The 14548-nt window shown below is 61.7% G+C and carries 18 protein-coding genes and 1 pseudogene; 3 read left to right on the forward strand and 16 right to left on the reverse strand.

Annotation, left to right across the window (positions count from 1 at the left end):
• From Q0X61_RS10270 to Q0X61_RS10310, 9 genes and pseudogenes are all read right to left on the reverse strand, one after another.
• A pseudogene (locus Q0X61_RS10270) lies at nt 1-225 on the reverse strand (RNA methyltransferase); the annotation flags it as partial.
• Nucleotides 226-232: 7 nt separating this feature from the next.
• On the reverse strand, nt 233-598 hold the full coding sequence (gene rplT, locus Q0X61_RS10275) for a 50S ribosomal protein L20 (protein WP_297742437.1): 366 nt from the start codon (nt 596-598) through the stop codon (nt 233-235).
• A 47-nt stretch (nt 599-645) separates the two neighbouring features.
• On the reverse strand, nt 646-852 hold the full coding sequence (rpmI, locus tag Q0X61_RS10280) for a 50S ribosomal protein L35 (protein ID WP_297742438.1): 207 nt from the start codon (nt 850-852) through the stop codon (nt 646-648).
• A 44-nt stretch (nt 853-896) separates the two neighbouring features.
• A complete protein-coding gene (gene infC, locus Q0X61_RS10285) occupies nt 897-1604 on the reverse strand; it encodes a translation initiation factor IF-3 (RefSeq protein ID WP_297742439.1) in 708 nt (235 codons plus the stop codon).
• 362 nt (nt 1605-1966) lie between these two features.
• Nucleotides 1967-3214 (reverse strand): ABC transporter ATP-binding protein, encoded by a 1248-nt coding sequence (locus Q0X61_RS10290; protein WP_297742440.1) that lies wholly within the window; start codon nt 3212-3214, stop codon nt 1967-1969.
• Between the two features lie 10 nt (nt 3215-3224).
• Nucleotides 3225-4049: a carbohydrate ABC transporter permease gene (locus Q0X61_RS10295; protein WP_297742441.1), complete on the reverse strand. Its 825-nt coding sequence runs from the start codon at nt 4047-4049 to the stop codon at nt 3225-3227.
• A 1-nt stretch (nt 4050) separates the two neighbouring features.
• The gene (locus Q0X61_RS10300) at nt 4051-4977 is read right to left on the reverse strand and encodes a carbohydrate ABC transporter permease (RefSeq protein WP_297742442.1); all 927 of its coding nucleotides are present in this window, start codon (nt 4975-4977) and stop codon (nt 4051-4053) included.
• Complete coding sequence (locus tag Q0X61_RS10305) at nt 4974-6227, reverse strand: extracellular solute-binding protein (protein WP_297742443.1); 1254 nt, start codon at nt 6225-6227, stop codon at nt 4974-4976. Before Q0X61_RS10305 ends, Q0X61_RS10300 begins: the two co-directional genes overlap by 4 nt.
• 270 nt (nt 6228-6497) lie before the next feature.
• Nucleotides 6498-7127 (reverse strand): SseB family protein, encoded by a 630-nt coding sequence (locus tag Q0X61_RS10310; protein ID WP_297742444.1) that lies wholly within the window; start codon nt 7125-7127, stop codon nt 6498-6500.
• A gap of 68 nt (nt 7128-7195) precedes the next feature.
• On the opposite strand from Q0X61_RS10310, the gene Q0X61_RS10315 reads away from it, so the two are divergent.
• On the forward strand, nt 7196-7693 hold the full coding sequence (locus tag Q0X61_RS10315; RefSeq protein WP_297742445.1) for a hypothetical protein: 498 nt from the start codon (nt 7196-7198) through the stop codon (nt 7691-7693).
• Between the two features lie 6 nt (nt 7694-7699).
• Here Q0X61_RS10315 and Q0X61_RS10320 read toward each other — a convergent pair whose 3' ends face one another.
• The 7 genes from Q0X61_RS10320 to Q0X61_RS10350 are packed head-to-tail and all read right to left on the reverse strand — an operon-like array spanning nt 7700 to nt 12597.
• Nucleotides 7700-8254, reverse strand: coding sequence for a PH domain-containing protein (locus tag Q0X61_RS10320; protein ID WP_297742446.1), 555 nt, complete (start codon nt 8252-8254; stop codon nt 7700-7702).
• Nucleotides 8251-9099, reverse strand: coding sequence for an ATP phosphoribosyltransferase (gene hisG / locus Q0X61_RS10325; RefSeq protein WP_297742454.1), 849 nt, complete (start codon nt 9097-9099; stop codon nt 8251-8253). The genes Q0X61_RS10320 and hisG overlap by 4 nt, the downstream gene beginning before the upstream one ends.
• Before the next feature lie 35 nt (nt 9100-9134).
• Nucleotides 9135-9398, reverse strand: a complete 264-nt coding sequence (locus tag Q0X61_RS10330) for a phosphoribosyl-ATP diphosphatase (RefSeq protein WP_297742447.1) — start codon at nt 9396-9398, stop codon at nt 9135-9137.
• Nucleotides 9399-9406: 8 nt separating this feature from the next.
• Nucleotides 9407-10654, reverse strand: a complete 1248-nt coding sequence (gene mshC, locus Q0X61_RS10335; protein ID WP_297742448.1) for a cysteine--1-D-myo-inosityl 2-amino-2-deoxy-alpha-D-glucopyranoside ligase — start codon at nt 10652-10654, stop codon at nt 9407-9409.
• A gap of 57 nt (nt 10655-10711) precedes the next feature.
• Nucleotides 10712-11437 (reverse strand): SCO1664 family protein, encoded by a 726-nt coding sequence (locus tag Q0X61_RS10340; protein WP_297742449.1) that lies wholly within the window; start codon nt 11435-11437, stop codon nt 10712-10714.
• Nucleotides 11434-11952, reverse strand: coding sequence for a DUF3090 domain-containing protein (locus tag Q0X61_RS10345; protein ID WP_297742450.1), 519 nt, complete (start codon nt 11950-11952; stop codon nt 11434-11436). Before Q0X61_RS10345 ends, Q0X61_RS10340 begins: the two co-directional genes overlap by 4 nt.
• 9 nt (nt 11953-11961) lie before the next feature.
• The gene (locus tag Q0X61_RS10350; protein WP_297742451.1) at nt 11962-12597 is read right to left on the reverse strand and encodes an MSMEG_4193 family putative phosphomutase; all 636 of its coding nucleotides are present in this window, start codon (nt 12595-12597) and stop codon (nt 11962-11964) included.
• Between the two features lie 96 nt (nt 12598-12693).
• Here Q0X61_RS10350 and Q0X61_RS10355 point away from each other — a divergent pair, with 96 nt between their 5' ends.
• Both Q0X61_RS10355 and Q0X61_RS10360 read left to right on the forward strand, forming a co-directional pair.
• A complete protein-coding gene (locus Q0X61_RS10355; RefSeq protein WP_297742452.1) occupies nt 12694-13518 on the forward strand; it encodes an undecaprenyl-diphosphate phosphatase in 825 nt (274 codons plus the stop codon).
• 26 nt (nt 13519-13544) lie between these two features.
• Nucleotides 13545-14548: aldo/keto reductase (locus tag Q0X61_RS10360; RefSeq protein WP_297742453.1), on the forward strand; the 1004-nt coding region annotated here is incomplete at its 3' end.

Genomic DNA, 14548 nt, shown 5'->3' on the forward strand with positions numbered 1-14548 from the left:
GGCCTGCCACACCTGCCCGTCAAAGTCCGCAAGCAAATCGACATGCTTGCCGGGGTCGTCGACGATCACCTCGTCGACGAGGCTGCCTGCAGCAAGTGCTTCGCGCACCGCTTGCCTACCCTCGACGAGAAACTTTCCCGCGACGTCCCGCCCGCGGCGCTGCGTTAAGCGACGAACCGAACGCAACACCCCGACCGGGAGCGCGGCGTCCGGTTCGTGGCGCACTGCGGAATCAGGCGGCGCTGGCCTGATGCTCCTTCGCAACTGCGACGAGCTGGTTAAACGCCGGGACGTCGTTGACTGCCAGATCAGCCAGGATCTTGCGATCCACTTCGACGCCAGCGTTCTTCAAACCGTTGATGAAGCGGTTGTAAGTCATGCCCTCCGCGCGGCAGCCAGCATTGATGCGCTGGATCCACAGCGACCGGAAGTCGCCTTTCTTGGCGCGGCGGTCACGGTAGCTGTAGGTGGCGGAGTGGAGAAGCTGCTCCTTCGCCTTGCGGTACAGCCGCGAGCGCTGGCCACGGTAGCCCGATGCCTGCTCGAGAACCTCGCGACGCTTCTTCTTGGCGTTAACAGAACGCTTTACGCGTGCCATGGTGACTCCTTGAACAAAAAACTTGGACGGATGGGGGCGGGAACGGCTTAGCGACCCTTGTGCTTGCCGAGCAGCTTGCGGGCCTTCTTGGCCTCGACGTCGACAACCTCGACGTTGCCGCTCAGGCGGCGGATACGTCGCGAGGTCTTGTGCTCGTTGAGGTGGCCAAGGTTGGCCTGGCGGCGCATGAGTTTGCCCGTCCCGGTGGTCTTGAAGCGCTTCTTGGCGCCGGAGTGCGTCTTCATTTTCGGCATGACGTGCTCACTTTCTGTATGAGGGAAATCAGGGACACGCCTCGTCAGAGGTCGATGTCCGGGTCCATGTTGTCGGCAGGGCCGCGCTTCTTCTTGGCAGGCTTATTGGCTGCGGCCTTGGCGCGCATCTCCGCTTCTGCGGCCTTGTCTGCAGCGGCGTTCTCTTTGCGCTGCTCCATGCGGCGCGTGCGATCCTTGTCGCGGTCGGCCTTGGCGTCACTCTTCTTCTTCGTGGGGCCAAGCACCATGAGCATGTTGCGGCCGTCCTGTTTGGGCGCCGACTCGACGAAACCGAACTCAGCGACATCGTCGGCGAGGCGCTGCAGCAACTGGATACCCAGCTCAGGACGCGACTGCTCGCGGCCGCGGAACATAATGGTGATTTTAACCTTGTCGCCGCCCTTGAGGAATCGGACGACGTGGCCCTTCTTCGTCTCGTAATCGTGGTTGTCAATCTTGAGACGCAGCTTCATCTCCTTGGTGGAGACGTTCGACTGGTTGCGGCGTGCGTCGCGCACTTTCTGGGCGGCTTCGTACTTGTACTTACCGTAGTCCATGAGCTTCGCGACGGGTGGACGCGCCTGCGGAGCCACCTCGACGAGATCGAGCTCGCTCTCCTGCGCAAGACGCAGAGCATCCTCGACCCGGACGATACCGACTTGCTCGCCTTTAGGGCCGACGAGTCGGACTTCGGGAACTCGAATGCGATCGTTGATCCGCGGTTCAGTGCTGATGACGCCTCCTGGGTACAAGTTTGACGATCAACTCAAAAAGGCCCCCGCGCATGCGAAGGCCGACGCGAAACATTCGCGTGTTGACCCGGCCGCCTAGGCAGTTCACGGGTGGGAGTGGCCTCCACTTGAGCGGATCGACCCTTCTGGGTGATCAAATTGCTCATGCAATCTTACCCGAAGGTGCCTCTCCCGCCAAAACACGTTGCTGCGCAAGTATTGCGAAGCATACCGAGCTGTATGCACCATCCGGCTCTCCCCATCACGCCGCACATGAACGTACCCAGGACCGACGCCACGCCGCCCTGCCCAGCCCACTGCGGTACCTTGCAAAACCTTGCAAAGTGCACCTACCTGACGAGCATCGACGGATCCTTGGCCTCTCAGCGCTCAGCGTGTTTCGCTCGCTCGATCTCCCGAGCTCGTTCTTCATTCGCTTCGCTCGTGAGTTGGGCTCCGGCCTCCTCGTCACGGGTGAGGTTCTCCCCCGACTCGACGTCGAAGACGTGCAGCTTTCGCCCGTCAACCCACAGTTCCGCTTCCTCACCGCCTCGGATACGACTGGATGCATCGAACGCTGCCACAACCTGGGGCTGCATCTCCTCCCCATCGAGATCTTGAGCAAGCTCGTCGAGGCGTTGCTGAATCTTCGCGTTGGGCTCATAGCGGATATAGCCGTATTGCTCGTTGCCCAGCCACTCGGTGTGGTTTACCTGAGCGGTAAAGGTCGTGCCGTGCTCACGCAAAGCACTGTCGACGAGCTTCGCATCCTCAAAGTGTTCTGGGCGCACACCGAGAAGGACAACATCCCGCCCTTCCGCCGCCCTGAGCAACCTCTCGGGCATCTGCAATTCCCCAAGCGGGGTCTGCATCTTTCCGTTGCTCACATGCGCAGGCAAGAAATTCATGGACGGGGCACCGATGAACCCAGCGACGAACAAGTTCGCTGGCTGCTCGTAGAGCTCTCGCGGTGAAGCAATTTGTTGCAGCACACCCTTTTTGAGAACAGCCACGCGGTCACCCAGTGTCATCGCCTCCGTTTGATCATGTGTCACGTAAATCGCCGTGAAACCGAGCCGGCGTTGCAGCTGCGCAATCTGCGTTCGCATCTGTCCCCGCAGTTTGGCATCGAGGTTAGACAACGGCTCGTCGAATAGAAATGCATCGGCATCTCGGACGATTGAGCGCCCCATAGCCACCCGCTGCCGTTGACCACCAGAGAGGTTTCCCGGCTTCCGCTCGAGGTGGTCGGTCAGATCAAGCATTGCTGCTGCCTGTTCAACCTTTCTCTTCACTTCCTCATCATCAAGCTTGTTCTTGCTCAGTCGGAGCGGGAAGGCGATGTTCTCGAACACCGTGAGGTGTGGATACAGCGCGTAGTTTTGAAACACCATAGCCAGATTGCGGTCACGCGGGGCGACCTCGTTCACTTTCTTGCCATCGATGAGCAGCTCGCCCGATGTGATGTCTTCGAGCCCTACCACCATCCGTAACAGTGTGGATTTTCCACAGCCGGACGGACCGACCAGAATGATGAACTCCCCATCCTCAATGTCAATGCTGACGTCATTAATTGCAGGGTAGCCGTCGTCATATCGCTTGACGAGATTTTTCAAAGAAATGGTTGACATGATTCTCCTATCAGCCCTTGACAGCACCTTGAGTCAAGCCAGAGACAATCTGACGCTGGAATAGCATAACGATAATAATGACGGGAATGGTGACGATAATTGCAGCAGCAGAGATAGCCCCGGTAGGCTCCTCGAACTGCGATGCCCCGGTAAAGAATGCCAGTGCAGCTGGAACTGGGCGAGCAGCAGACGTTGAAGTCAACGAGATGCCGTACACGAAATCATTCCACGCAATAAAAAATGCGATGATCGCAGTAGTGAACACGCCGGGAGCTGCGAGCGGCACGATGACCTTACGAAAGGCCTGCCAGTTCGTGGCACCGTCGACTTGCGCTGCTTTCTCTAGATCCCATGGAATCTGCTGAAAGAAGGCAGAGAGTGTGTAGATGGAGATAGGCAGGGTGAGCGAGAGGTACGGAATGATCAAGCCGGGCCAGGTATCGTACAGTCCAACCGTTCGCCACACATTGAACAACGGCGTCACGATCGAGATCACTGGAAAGATGGACACACCCAGAGCAGTAGCCAAGATGATCCGCTTTCCAGGAAAGTCAAGCCTAGCAATGGCGTAGGCACATAACGTCGCCAAGACAACAGCAATGAGAGTCGAGATCAGCGTAATACCCAGCGAGTTGATCAACGCCGGAATGAAAAGGTCTGATGCTGACCCAGCAAAGATATTGGTGTAGTTCTCGGCAGTCCAATTATTTGGCAACAGCTTTCCTGAAGAAAGCTCAGCGGTAGGTTTGAACGATGTGGCCAGAATCGAGAAGACCGGAAACAGCGTATAGATCCCAACGAAGATGGCAATCACCGTCCACATGAGCTTCTTCATGTCAGCGGCCTCCCTGAGCTAGATCCACTTTGAACCCTTTGATGGCGACCACAGAAATAAGGATCACGCACAAAAACAAGACCACCGAGATAGCGGAGCCCATGCCAATTTCGAGTCTGCCGATAGAGGTTCGATAGGCCAAGAGCGATAGCACCTCAGTGCCATAAGCACCGTTGGTCATGATGAAGATGTTGTCGAAGATCCGGAATGCATCCAGAGCCCGGAACAGAACCGCCACCATGATGGCCGCCTTCATGTTGGGGAGGATCACACGGCTCATACGCTCCCACCACGTAGCCCCGTCGACCTTGGAGGCCTCCGTGAGCTCGCCTGGCACCTGCGCCAGTCCGGACAAAAGCAACAGCGAAATGAACGGGGTGGTCTTCCAGATTTCTGAGGCCATGATCACGAACAGAGCTGTGGCCGGCGAGCTGAACCAGTCGGTAGTTTCAGTAATTCCTGGCACCCAACTAAACCAGTGGTTGACGAAGCCAGAGTTCAAATCGAAGGCATAGAACCAGGCAAACGCCGAAACTACCGTGATGGTGCCATAGGGAACCAGAATGGCAGTACGCAACGGCCCCCGGAACCCTCGTATAGCGTTATGCATTACCAATGCTAGAGCGAACCCGAGAACCAACTCGACCGCCACGGTGACGACGGTGATCAACGACGTCACGCCGAACGCCTTCCAAAACACCACATCTGAGAAAATCACAGCATAGTTATCGAGGAAGACAAACTTTTTCTCATTGGGGGCCGTGAGGCGATAAGAGAACAGCGAGTCGAAGATGGCTTGCATAATCGGATACACGGTGACCGCCAGCATAATGATAAAAGCTGGGCCTGCGAGGATCCACCCCAGGCGTCGTTCTGCCCGGGCACGCTCGGATAACGGTGGTTTTGCAGTCTTGGTATTTGTGCTCACAGCAAACGCTCCCCTCGCAATACTTCGGTGATGAACTGTTGTGTTTCCGACGGTGTCTTGTCGTTCACTTCACTGAGAGGAGTCCAGCGCTGCTGGATAGCCGTCGAAACCTCGTTGTAGAAAGGAGTTTGGGGACGAGGCGCTGCGGAATTCAATGAATCCCGAATCAGGTCGGCCATGGGATAGGCATCCTGGACAGCGGGATCGTCGTATGCCGCCTCGGCAGAGGGAGGATTTCCGTTGGTGGCAAAATAGTGGGCCTGATTTTCCGGGGACGTGATGCATACGATGGCTTCATAGGCCAGATCTTGATGCTTACTCGAGGCGCCGACTCCCAAGTTGATGCCACCCAACGGAGGCGCGGAGTCAGTGCCTTGTTCTACTTGGGGATACAGTGTCCAACCCATATCTTGAGCCACGTCAGGCGCTTCAGTTTGAAGTGCAGTCCAGACGAAAGGCCAGTTCACCATGAACGATCCCTGTTCGGTGGCAAAGAAATCCTTGTTCGCTGACTCGTCGGCGTTGACACCCCCTCCGAATAGACGTCGCTGGCCGATGCTGCCAATGATCTCGGCCGCTTTCAGACCTGCCGGAGAGTCCATCCCAAACTGTGTGTCTTCAGCCTTCGCGCCCGGATTCTCGATGAGGCTCTGCCCTTGCGATTCGACCAATGCATTGACCCACACCGTCATAGATTCGCCTCGGGTGACTTGTACACCTAGCTTCTTATTCGTGTGTTCCGCCGCATCCATCAGCTGGTGCCACGTCACGGGCTTTGTCATGTCGAGGCCAGCTGCTTTTGCTACCGACTTGCGGTACCAAAGCAGTTGTGTGTTTGCCCAAAATGGGACGGTAACGAATTCGTCCTTCCACTTTGCTGACTCGAGTGCGCCGTTAACCACACCTTTCGTACGCTCTTCGATCACCTTCGTCGGAACTGGGGCGAGGAACCCAGGCTCCGCTAGTTCGGGGATGAATGGCGGATCGAGGCTCATGATGTCCATGGACCGATCTCCCGCAGCCAGACGTCTGGCCAGCTGCTCTCGCTGCGAGGAAGCTTCACGCGGCAATAACGAGGTGGTGATTGTGTATTTGCCTGCGGCCTCCTTCGTGCACCGTGCCGCGATCTCAGCTTGGCCTCCATCATCCGGGTTGATGTACCACATCAGTTGCGGCGTGCGGGGCTGGTTGGAGCATCCGCTCAGCGCGGATATCGCGATAAGGGCAGCTCCAATAACAGCCGCACCCATGCGTTTTGTTGTTCGCATCCTCGTCCTCCCACATCCTTGTGGTTCCAAATGTCGGTGTAACCCACCTCGGTAGTAGTCACGTTACCCCGACACGAGCTCACAACGAACAGCTCGTCCAGAGGATGGATGCGAAGTGTCGGGCGTCGCCACACGCAGTGATGACTTGAATCAGCTGACGACCACCCGGCTTCATGCCAACTAGGCAACTCGTGCTTCGACGAGCACGTCCCGCAAGAAGCAGCGCGTGGTGGGCATAACTGCTCGGCCGAATCAGGGTTGCTGTGGGGTGCTCACAGCTGATTCCGATGCGGCTGCGTGCTCGGCCTCGTCAATGATCTGCTCCATCGCGGCCAGTGAGGCTTCTAGCTGGGAAATGTGTTCCGCTCGTTCTGCGTCCTCTTCAGACAAGGCAGGCTCACGCTCGTATCGTACCCAGGCGAACTCCTCGCCCTCGAACTCGGCGACGGCGTATCCCTGTGCCAACAAATTGAGCGCCTCGCCTGCGATAACGAGCGATGCCGGGCCTGCGGCATCGATAAGCAGCTGGTTAGCCCCGGATTCTTGCACGGTGGCGCACAACTCGTCGAGCGTGCAGGGAACGGGTCGGGCGTCGGCGTTCCACAGCTGCATCGAGTCGAGGCCGGTGAAGGCCAGCAAAAATTCGCCGTGCTCGTTGACGAGTTTGACCGCCGACATCTCAGCACGACGGTTCGGATCTGGTTCGTCGGTTTCGTCGCCCGTAGCCACGATCGGCATGAGCAATCGGCTCGAGCACAGTGCGACGAGCGCTCGGATGTAGGACTTCTGGTCGCCCACGCGGGCGATGGCCTGACGCGTGATCTGGTCTGCCTCGCCGTGATCGTCGGCAAAGCGGGCGTTCGGGTTGGCGAGCTGACTCATGTCACCCACTCTAGTACGCGCAGGTGCGCAACCCGCGGGGTTCACCGTCGCTGTGAGAGACTGAATGCATGAGCACGAGTCTGCTGGTCACCATCATCCTCATGATTCTCGCCGTCGCCTTCGGCGTCGGGTTCTGGGCCCACAGCCGACGAGCACGCCCGCTGGTAGGCGCAGTCGGCACCGCGTTGATTCCGCTCGGGTTGTACTTCCTGGGTGTCATGGATCTCGCAGTGAACGGCGTGATGAGCATCGTGCACTGGGTGCAGCGGATCGAGTGGGGGACGACTATGTCGGTGGGCGCTGGCCTCGCGGGTGGCGGCCTGCTGCTCGCCATCGTCGCCCTGTTCCTCCCCAAAGAACCGAAGGCGAAGGTTCCCACTCAACCGCAATCCCAGGGGGGACGACGCCCTGTCGCAGGGGATCAACTCTCCGCCGGGAATACGAAGCGCCCCACCACTGCGGGGACCGGTAAGCCGACGGCGCCCGCGGGGATGACAAGCAAAGACGGGCTCACCGACGAGGACCGGGAGATCGAGCAGCTGCTGAAGCAGCGGGGCATCATGTAACCAAACTCAGCGTGGGGCGTCGCCTTCGCTGGGCCGCAGATCGCCACTCGTGGCACCGTTGGCTTTCAGCCAGCGACGAAGCGCCCGCACCTTCCGTTGTGCTCCCTCGCCCTCCAACGACTGAATGGCGAGCGTTGCGCGTCGACGGTAGCCCGTCTCGGTGGTTTCGTCTTTGACAAGCAGATACGCCCAGGGGTCGCCTTTGCGTAGCCGCAAGCCCGCTATCTGCTCAACGGGATAGTGCTTGATGAACGGCCCGTTGCGAACGACGACCTGGCCGTCGCCCGCCCACACGTGCGAATATCCGATGCCCAGCATCATCAAGAGCATCACGATGAGGAAGAGCACCAACGTGGCCAGCTGCAGCAGCGACACCTGCGCCCGCACGTTCGGCCCGAGCACCCACCAGAAGTACAGCGCGCCGCTCAGCAACACCATCGACAAGATGATCGCCGTGAGCAGGGCTGGGACGCTCACATAGCTGAGGCTCTTGGGCTCGACGCTCCCCTCTTCGTGGTGTTGTGATGGTTGGGGCTGCGGCGTGGATTGTTCGTCAGTCACAGGCGACACGCCACCAATTCAGTCAACAAGATGCCGCGTGCGCCGGCGTCATACAGCTTGTCCATGAGCAGGTGCACGCCCTTACGCGGCACGAGTGCGCGGACCGCGTACCAGCCGTCCTTGGCGAGCGAGCTCACCGTCGGGCCATCGACGCCTGGGGCGAGCGTGAGCGTCGCCTCGAGAGCATCTTCCGCGACGTTGTAGTCCATCATGCAATAGTTCTGCGCCACCATCACCGAGCGCAGACGGGTGATCATTGCCTCGACGGCTGAATGGTTGGTTTCGTTGCCATTGCGCTCGATGAGCACAGCTTCGGAGGTGCAGATCGGGTTGCCGAACAGGCTCAGGCCGGCTTTGCGGAGCGTGGTTCCGGTGTCGACGACATCCGCCACCACGTCGGCCACACCAAGCCGGATGGCGGATTCGACCGCACCGTCGAGCTCGACGATCTCCGCCTGCACGCCTCGCTCGGCCAGGAAGGTGCCGAGCAGGCCAGCGTAGCTCGTCGCGATGCGTTTGCCTGCAAGCTTGCTCTCGTCGATGCCTGACGACGCAGGCGCGGCGAATCGGAACGTCGAGGCGCCGAATCCGAGGCCCATCACCTCCGCGGCAGCGGCGTTGGAGTCGAGCAGCATGTCGCGCCCCGTGATGCCCACGTCGAGATCGCCACGCCCCACGTAGATCGCGATGTCGCGGGGGCGAAGGTAGTAGAACTCGACATTGTGATCCGGGTCAACGAGGGTGAGCTCCTTCGAGTCGCTGCGCTGGCGATAACCTGCGCTCAGCAACATCGTGCGCGCCTGTTCGGACAGCGATCCCTTGTTCGGGACCGCCACTTTGAGCAGCGGTTCAGTCACCTGCAGTCAGCCTTTCATGGTGGTCAGAGGTAGCGGTACACGTCGTCGAGGTTCAGCCCGAGGGCCAGCATCATCACTTGGCAGTGGTACATGAGCTGGCTGATTTCTTCGGCAGCTTCCTCACGTGATTCATATTCGGCGGCCATCCACACTTCGGCGGCCTCTTCAACGATCTTCTTCCCGATGGCGTGCACCCCGGCATCGAGGCGCGCGACGGTGCCGGAGCCCTCCGGGCGCGTCGCGGCGGTGCGCGTCAGCTCTTCAAACAGTGACTCAAACGACTTCATGGCATTCCTCACAGCGCGACGCCGAGCAGGGCGTCGATCGCGGTTCTCATCTGATGAATGGCTTCGGTGTCGTCGGAGTCGACGGTGGCGGAGGCCGCAACCCAGGTATCGACGGCGGCAATGGCGGCCGGGGTGTCGAGGTCGCCCCGCAGCGCCATGCGCATGGCGGCGATCGTGTCGGCAGCTGGGACAGCCGCGCTGTCGTTCAAGACGCTGCGCCAGCGTTGCAGGCGAGCAGTGGCCTCGTCGAGCAGGTCGGGCGTCCATTCCCAGTCGAAGCGATAATGATTGTTCAGCAACGCGAGGCGAATGGCCATGGGATCGGCGCCAGCCTTGCGCAGTCGAGAGACGAGTTCAAGGTTGCCCTTCGACTTGCTCATTTTCTCGCCGTCAAGCCCCACGAGCCCCGCGTGGACGAACGCCCCAGCCATGCGCTCTCCGGTGAGGGCGCGGGCCTGCGCAGCGCACATCTCGTGGTGCGGGAACGCCAGGTCGCGACCGCCGCCTTGCAGATCAAACTTCGCCCCCAGGTACTCCAAAGCGATGGCGACGCATTCGACGTGCCACCCCGGGCGGCCCGCGCCGAGTGCAGATTCCCAAGCGGGTTCACCGTCACGGGCAAAGCGCCACAACAACGAATCGAGGGGGTGCTGCTTGCCGGGGCGATCCGGATCGCCGCCGTTGTCTCGAAACATCGACAGCATCTCGGCCTCGTCGAGTCCACTCACTTCCCCGAAACCCGTCACGGCAGCGGTGCGGAAATACCAGTCGGGATGCTCGGGATCGTCGATTTGGTAGACGAGCCCCGATTCCGCGAGCCGGTCGATGGCATCGACGACGAGGCTGATCGACTCCACGGCTCCGATGTAGTGCGTCGGCGGCACGATGCGCAGCGCCTCCATGTCGGTGCGGAACAGCTCGATCTGGTCGGCGGCGAGCTCGTCCCAGTCTTGGCCAGTCTGCGCGGCACGCTCGAGCAGCGGATCGTCGACGTCGGTGATGTTCTGCGTGTAGTTCACCTCGACGCCGAGGTCGCGCCACACGCGCCCGACAAGGTCGAACGTGAGATAGGTGGCCGCGTGCCCCAGATGCGTGGCGTCGTAGGGTGTGATGCCGCACACGTACATGCGCGCCGCGCCCTCACTCGGGCCGACCGGGATCACTTTGCCGCTGGAGACATCAAAGAGGTGCAACTGGTTCGACACGCCGTCGGAAGGCGCCAAGGTTGGCACGTTGACTTGGGCCCACGAATACATGGCCACCAATCTACCCCAGCCGGCGCAAGGCGCCGTCGGATGCCCATGCGCACAGCGTTAGAAGGGCGGCCAGGGGATGGCGGGCCACTTCGTGCCCGGTTGCGGGAACACACCCGCAGCGCACAGGCGCGCCGCACGATTACGCAGGGCGTTCCACTCCTCGTCGAGCAGCCCGTCGGCCAACGGCTCGTCGATGGTTTGTACGGCGGATGCGACGGCGAGCTCAGCGTTCGTCAGCGGCTGGCCGGCAAAACCCCACAAGACGGTGCGGAGCTTGTCGTCGACGTGGAAGGTCACTCCGTGATCGACGCCGAAGATGCGTCCCTGCGATTCGATGAGGTGCCCTGCTTTGCGGTCGGAGTTGTTGCAGAGCACGTCGAAGAGCGCCACTTGACGGAGGCGTTCGTCGTCGCGATGCACGAGCACCACCTGGCAGCCCTGAGCATCCTCCCCCGCCGCAATAGGAAGCCACACTTGGGTGACCTCGTCGACAGGGATGACGTCGACGGCATCCGTGAGTTCGCCGTCAATGAAACGTTGGAGGGAGCCCTCACCAAGCTCGCCCTCGCCCCAGACCGTCTCGGGCACAAGCCCCAGGCCGAGGTACTCGGACAACGCGTACGCGGCCACTTCGCGGCGTCCGAGTGGGCCGTTGGGGAAATCCCACAGCGGCCGCTCGCCTGCATAGGGCTTGTACACCCACCTGTCTCCCGACGCGTCCTCCACCAGGAACGTGTGGTTCGAGGCGCCGAGCAGCCGGCCGAGGATGCGCAGACTACTCACTGGAACAGCTTGCGGCGGTAGCCATTGGAGCGCGGGCAGATGTGTCCCTCAGGGCCGAGCGGCTGGGCACAGATGGGGCATGGTGGGCGGCCCGAGGCGACCACTTTCTCCGCTCGGCCGGCGAACTCTCGAGCCTTACCGGGAGTGAGCCAGATCTGCACGAGGGTGCCCTCGCCTTCGAGGTCTTCTTCGACGGGAAACAGCTCGATCTGCGCGGACATCCTGCCCGCGTCCCAAGCGAGCCCAATGGCGCCCGCCCGGAAGTCCACCTCGACGGGCGCGTCGAGTGGCCCCATGTCGCGCGGCTCGAACGCTTCGGGAATGGGCTCGCCGAGCGCAACGAGCTGATCGAGAATCTCGGTAATGCGTCGGCCCAGCAACTGCGCCTGCTCTTTCTCGAGAGCTACCGCGGCAATCTGACTGCCCTGCGATACCTGGATGAGGAAGAGGCGGTTTCCGGGCTCGCCCACGGTGCCCACGACGCAGCGATCGGGGTGACGAAATTCCATGAGCATGGCTCTAGCCTACGCGCTCGTGCTGCCGCCGACAGTGTGTCCACGCGGCGCGAGCGTGCCCACGCTGTCGGGGCTTCCGCCGATGAGCCGAACCAGCGGTTTGGTTCCCGTGTAATCGACGATGCTGAGCGAACCGGGAGGTACATCGATGCGCTGGAACTCGTTGAATTCCATGGCGAGCGCGTCCGCCAGGATCACCTTGATGGGGTCGCCGTGGCTGAAGACCGCGACGATTTCGCCAGTGTGGCGTTCGACGATAGCCCGCACCGCCGCGAGGCAGCGCTCCTGCATCGCGCTCATGCTCTCCCCAGCCGGGAAGGTTACCGCCGTGGGGTGCGTCTGGATGTCCGCCCAAAGCCCCTCGTGAGCCAGGGCTTCCAGCTGCGCACCTGCCCAGTCGCCGTAGTCACATTCGTTCAGCCCCGGCTCGACGACCGCGTCGGAGTACCCCGCCCAGGCGGCTGTTTGGCGGCAGCGTTCCATCGGTGACGAGTACGCAGCCTGCACCTGACGGAGCGCCGGCTCGAGGGCCTCAGCTTGGGCTCGGCCTGCGTCGTCGAGCGTCACCCCGGGCATGCGGCCAGCGAGAATGCCCGCCGCATTCGCCGTCGAACGTCCATGTCGCACGAGAATCAGGATGGTCATGCCAACACGCTACCGGGTTGCGCCTACCACGCTTCATGGTTACTCAGGCGTATTCTGTGCGTCGCTGCGAGATAGACGCGACAGAAAGGCGAACTCGTGACTTGGTTTGAAGGCATCATTTTAGGACTCGTGCAGGGGCTCACGGAGTTTCTACCCATCTCCTCGAGCGCCCACGTATCCATCGTCGGGCAACTGCTGTTCAACGGGCGTGACCCCGGCGCCGCTTTCACCGCCGTCACCCAGCTAGGCACCGAAGCCGCCGTGCTCGTGTATTTCTGGAAGGACATTACGCGCATCATCCACCGGTGGTGCCTCGCACTCGTCGGCAAGTATGACCGCAACGACCCCGACGTGCGTATTGGGTGGTTGGTGATCATCGGCTCAATTCCTATCGTCGCGCTGGGGCTGCTGCTGGAGGACGCCATTGATTCGGGCCTGCGGAACCTCTGGGTGACCGTGGCGATGCTCGCCGTCGTCGCCATCGTGCTCGCCATCGCCGACCGCCACGGCGCCCAGAACCACCGCGAACTCGACAAGCTTTCCTGGGGGCACGGCGTGGCGCTCGGTTTCTTCCAAGCCGCCGCGCTGATCCCCGGCGTGTCCCGCTCGGGCGCGACGATTTCCGGCGGCCTCTTCCTGGGCTACAGCCGTGAAGCCTCCGCCCGGTACGCGTTCCTGTTGGCGCTGCCGGCCGTGTTTGGCTCGGGCCTGTACAAACTGAAGGACATCGGCTCCGACGGTGCGGTCAGCTGGGGGCCGACGATCCTCGCCACCCTCATCGCTTTCGTCGTGGGCTACGCGGTGATCGCTTGGCTGCTGCGCTACATCTCGACGCACTCGTTCAAGGTCTTCGTCTGGTACCGACTCGGGCTCGCCGCCGTCGTCGCGGCACTGTTGCTCGGCGGGGTGCTCACTGCCTGAGTCCGCCACGGCATAGGCTGAACCGCATGGAACAACGACCGCTGGGAACGTCCGGGCTGCGCGTGTCCCCCGTCGGGTTGGGAACGATGGCGTGGGGGCGCGACGTCGACGCTACCGTCGGGCGGCGCCTGATTGAGTCGTTCATCGAGCACGGGGGTTCCCTCATCGACACCGCACCGGCGTACGGTGCCGGAGCGGCGGAGAAGATTATTGGCGCGACGCTCTCCCGCGGTGTTCCGAGAGAATCCTTGGTGATCGCGACGAAGGCCGGTTTCGTGGTACGTGACGGAACGCGCGTGATTGACACCTCGCGCGGCGCGCTCCTTGACGACCTCGCTCACTCCCTGCGCAGACTCGGCACCTCATACGTCGATCTGTGGCAGGTGCACGCCTGGGGCGATGCCCCCCTCGACGAGACCCTCGCCGCCATCGATGCAGCGGTGAGCGGCGGCATGGCGAGGTACGCGGGCGTCTCCAACTTCGTCGGGTGGCAAACCGCGACCGCCGCGACGTGGCAGAGCGCCGTGCCGGGTCGGGCTCGGCTCAGCAGCGTGCAGGTGGAGTACTCGCTCCTCGCTCGGCGCGCCGAGGTGGAAGTCATTGACGCCGCGCAGTATCACGGGCTCGGCGTGTTGGCGTGGAGCGCGCTCGGGCGTGGGGCTCTCACGGACAAGTACCGAGGCGGCCACGTGCCTCCCGACTCCCGGGCGGCCTCGCAACATTTCTCCTGGTTCCTGGAGCCCTATTTGCAGCCGCGGTCGCTGGCGATTTGCGAAGCGGTGGCACACGCCGCGCGAGGTCTCGGCCTCACCCCGGCCCAAGTCGCCCTGCTGTGGGTACGTGACGCGCCGCAGGTGGCGTCGGCACTCATCGGGCCGCGTACTGTCGAACAGCTCGATGAGCTCATGGACATCGACAGCAAGCAACTCGTTCCCCCCATCGTCTCCGCGCTCGACGACATCTCCGGAGGCCCTAACGCCCTCCGCCCCGCCGCGTCCCTGTCTCTTATACACATCTCCGAGCCCACGAG

This window comes from uncultured Tessaracoccus sp., from assembly GCF_947255005.1.
Classification (GTDB): Bacteria; Actinomycetota; Actinomycetes; order Propionibacteriales; family Propionibacteriaceae; genus Arachnia.

Bases quoted from the DNA above. Each gene is read 5' to 3' on its own strand.
- rplT (WP_297742437.1), bottom strand. From the start codon at position 598: ATGGCACGCGTAAAGCGTTCTGTTAACGCCAAGAAGAAGCGTCGCGAG.
- rpmI (WP_297742438.1), bottom strand. From the start codon at position 852: ATGCCGAAAATGAAGACGCACTCCGGCGCCAAGAAGCGCTTCAAGACC.
- Q0X61_RS10290 (WP_297742440.1), bottom strand. From the start codon at position 3,214: ATGTCAACCATTTCTTTGAAAAATCTCGTCAAGCGATATGACGACGGC.
- Q0X61_RS10295 (WP_297742441.1), bottom strand. From the start codon at position 4,049: ATGAAGAAGCTCATGTGGACGGTGATTGCCATCTTCGTTGGGATCTAT.
- Q0X61_RS10305 (WP_297742443.1), bottom strand. From the start codon at position 6,227: ATGGGTGCGGCTGTTATTGGAGCTGCCCTTATCGCGATATCCGCGCTG.
- Q0X61_RS10310 (WP_297742444.1), bottom strand. From the start codon at position 7,127: ATGAGTCAGCTCGCCAACCCGAACGCCCGCTTTGCCGACGATCACGGC.
- Q0X61_RS10315 (WP_297742445.1), top strand. From the start codon at position 7,196: ATGAGCACGAGTCTGCTGGTCACCATCATCCTCATGATTCTCGCCGTC.
- Q0X61_RS10330 (WP_297742447.1), bottom strand. From the start codon at position 9,398: ATGAAGTCGTTTGAGTCACTGTTTGAAGAGCTGACGCGCACCGCCGCG.
- mshC (WP_297742448.1), bottom strand. From the start codon at position 10,654: ATGTATTCGTGGGCCCAAGTCAACGTGCCAACCTTGGCGCCTTCCGAC.
- Q0X61_RS10345 (WP_297742450.1), bottom strand. From the start codon at position 11,952: ATGCTCATGGAATTTCGTCACCCCGATCGCTGCGTCGTGGGCACCGTG.
- Q0X61_RS10350 (WP_297742451.1), bottom strand. From the start codon at position 12,597: ATGACCATCCTGATTCTCGTGCGACATGGACGTTCGACGGCGAATGCG.